This is a genomic window from Bradyrhizobium sp. AS23.2, from assembly GCF_001908185.1.
Lineage (GTDB): Bacteria > Pseudomonadota > Alphaproteobacteria > Rhizobiales > Xanthobacteraceae > Bradyrhizobium.
Genome location: NZ_LGHM01000326.1, coordinates 1 through 2915 on the forward strand (window position 1 = coordinate 1; position 2915 = coordinate 2915).

The 2915-nt window shown below is 59.5% G+C and carries 2 protein-coding genes and 1 pseudogene; 1 reads left to right on the forward strand and 2 read right to left on the reverse strand.

Annotated features, from left to right (window positions below; all coding sequences use genetic code 11):
* Nucleotides 1-257 precede the first annotated feature (257 nt).
* On the forward strand, nt 258-467 hold the full coding sequence (locus AC630_RS41855) for a dodecin (RefSeq protein WP_074124287.1): 210 nt from the start codon (nt 258-260) through the stop codon (nt 465-467).
* Between the two features lie 186 nt (nt 468-653).
* On the opposite strand, the pseudogene groL reads toward AC630_RS41855, so the two are convergent.
* Nucleotides 654-2287, reverse strand: a pseudogene (gene groL, locus AC630_RS41860) (chaperonin GroEL).
* Between the two features lie 362 nt (nt 2288-2649).
* Nucleotides 2650-2829: a hypothetical protein gene (locus tag AC630_RS41870; protein ID WP_074124290.1), complete on the reverse strand. Its 180-nt coding sequence runs from the start codon at nt 2827-2829 to the stop codon at nt 2650-2652.
* Between the last annotated feature and the right edge of the window lie 86 nt (nt 2830-2915).

Sequence of the window (2915 nt, forward strand, 5' to 3'; positions counted from 1 at the left end):
CTTCCGTTCCTGGCCCTTCGCGACATATTGCGGTGCCACGCCGTTTCGGTCGCAAGTGGGACGAAGCGGACATCGGATGTCGGTCATGATCGGTGGGGTTCGTCGCGAATGACCCCTTGCGGACATTCTGAAGGTGTAGAGTTCGATCCCCGCGGTTCGCTCCAGCTTCCCTCGCAGAAGTAGCGGAACTCGAGAGGTTAGAACTCGTTCAGAATAGACCTGGCTCACCAGCGGAGGTTCGCCATGCCGGCAACCGAATGAAGGATCACGTTTATACGATTCTAGAACTCGTAGGATATTCCGAAAAAAGTATAGAAGATGCTATTCAAAATGCCATCACCCGCGCATCAAAGACCATTCGCGAGATGAAATGGTTCGAAGTCGTGCAAACGAGAGGCCATATCGAAAATGGGTCTGTCCAATATTACCAGGTCACTTTGCGAGTTGGATTCACACTAGAGCAGTAGTGTTCGATCGCGGAAAGCGGAAGTGAGTCTGAGATCGTTAAACAGGCGCGAATGACCTTGATCCCTGGAGAGCGGTCATCTCCATGCAGCTATCACGTCGCCGAGATGGACGTGTAGCTAAGCTAATGCAGAAAGGCCCGGCACACTGCCAGGCCCTTCTTTCTTTTGAGCGCTGAATGGTTGGACTTAGAAGTCCATACCACCCATGCCGCCACCGCCCGGAGGCATGCCGCCGCCTGCGCTCCTCTTCGGAACTTCGGCCACCATGGCTTCGGTGGTAATCAAGAGAGCCGCGACCGAGGCCGCGTTCTGGATCGCCACGCGAACCACCTTGGTCGGGTCGATGATGCCCTTGGAGACGAGGTTGCCGTACTCGCCGGTCTGGGAGTCGAAGCCGTAGGAGTACTGATCTTTCTCGAGGATCTTGCCGACGATCACCGAGCCGTCCTCGCCCGCGTTGATCGCGATCTGGCGGGCCGGCGCGGATAGCGCCTTGCGCACGATGTCGACGCCGGTCTTCTGGTCGTCGTTTTTGGTGCGCAGCCCCTTGAGATGCTCGGAGGCACGGAGCAGGGCGACGCCGCCGCCCGGCACGATGCCTTCTTCCACCGCCGCACGGGTCGCATGCATCGCGTCATCCACGCGATCCTTACGCTCCCTCACCTCGACTTCAGTCGCGCCACCGACGCGGATCACCGCGACGCCGCCCGCGAGCTTGGCCAGACGCTCCTGCAGCTTTTCGCGGTCGTAGTCCGAGGTGGTCTCCTCGATCTGCGCCTTGATCTGATTGACCCGCGCCTCGATGTCGGCCTTCTTGCCGGCGCCGTTGACGATCGTGGTGGTCTCCTTGTCGATCATCACCTTCTTGGCGCGGCCGAGCATGTTGAGCGTGACGTTCTCGAGCTTGATGCCGAGGTCTTCCGAGATCGCCTGGCCACCGGTCAGGATCGCGATGTCCTGCAGCATGGCCTTGCGGCGATCGCCGAAGCCCGGCGCCTTGACGGCCGCGACCTTCAACCCGCCGCGCAGGCGGTTGACGACCAAGGTCGCAAGCGCTTCGCCTTCGACGTCTTCCGCGATGATGACCAGCGGCTTGCCGGTCTGCACCACGGCCTCGAGCAGCGGCAGCAGTTCGTTCAAGGAGGAGAGCTTCTTCTCGTTGATGAGGATGTAGGCATCGTCGAACTCAACACGCATCTTGTCGGCGTTGGTGACGAAGTAGGGTGAGATATAGCCGCGGTCGAACTGCATGCCCTCGACGACCTCCAGCTCGGTCTCGAGCGACTTGGCTTCCTCAGCCGTGATGACGCCCTCGTTGCCAACCTTCTTCATTGCATCGGCAATGCGATCTCGGCGTCGCCATTGGCCGAAATCGTGCCGACCTGGGCGATTTCCTCGTTCGAGGTGACCTTCTTGGAGTTCTTTACGAGGTCGGCGACCACGGCGTCCACAGCCAGATCGATACCGCGCTTGAGGTCCATCGGGTTCATGCCGGCGGCAACCGACTTGGCGCCCTCCCGCACGATGGCCGCGGCCAGCACAGTTGCGGTGGTGGTGCCGTCGCCGGCCGCATCGGCCGCCTTAGAGGCCACTTCGCGCACCATCTGCGCGCCCATGTTCTCGAACTTGTCCTCGAGCTCGATCTCCTTGGCGACGGTGACGCCGTCCTTGGTGATGCGAGGCGCGCCGAAGGATTTATCGAGCACGACGTTGCGGCCCTTGGGGCCGAGCGTCACCTTGACGGCGTTGTTGAGAATGTCGACGCCGCGCAGCATCCTGTCGCGGGCATCAACGCTGAATTTAACTTCTTTGGCTGACACAATGATCTCCGTTTTCAACTGGTCACATCCCAAAGACCGCGCGACTGCGCGACTTCTTGAGGGACGAGAGGCGGTTGCGGGCCTCATCCTTCGAGACCGCCGGCTACGCCGACTCCTCAAGATAAGGAAAACTGGCTAGCCGCTTACGCGGCTTTCTTTTTTGCGACGGTGTCGATCTGCATCAGCTCCACTTGATTGCGCGCGAGTAGCGGACTCGTGAACATTTCGGAGGCCCGTGCGAGTGCATGCCAAACCACAAGCTGGATTGGAATCAGTCGGGGCGCAAGTCCAGCTTGGTGCGCAGGTAGGAATGCGCGGCGGCTCCCCTGATCAGCGCCGGACGGACGCTGCAATTTCGCTCATCATCCGATGAGCCATCGCCCTTTGTGGATATCGAACTTCACCAAGCCTTCGTCTCGCATTTTCAATAGGAGGGATTGGCAAGCTTCCTCATTCACGACATTGGCGCGTTTCATGACTTCGTAGACTTTGAGTGGCTTTTCGCGGAGCGCCCTCAGGATATTTTCTCGATCATTCAGCACGACTAGACTCCTACCGTCACCAAGCGCGCTAGATCACTGAGAATACGAAAGCTGATCTTCCGTAACGACGCGCTCGATATTCTCCG

Bases quoted from the DNA above. Each gene is read 5' to 3' on its own strand.
- AC630_RS41855 (WP_074124287.1), top strand. From the start codon at position 258: ATGAAGGATCACGTTTATACGATTCTAGAACTCGTAGGATATTCCGAA.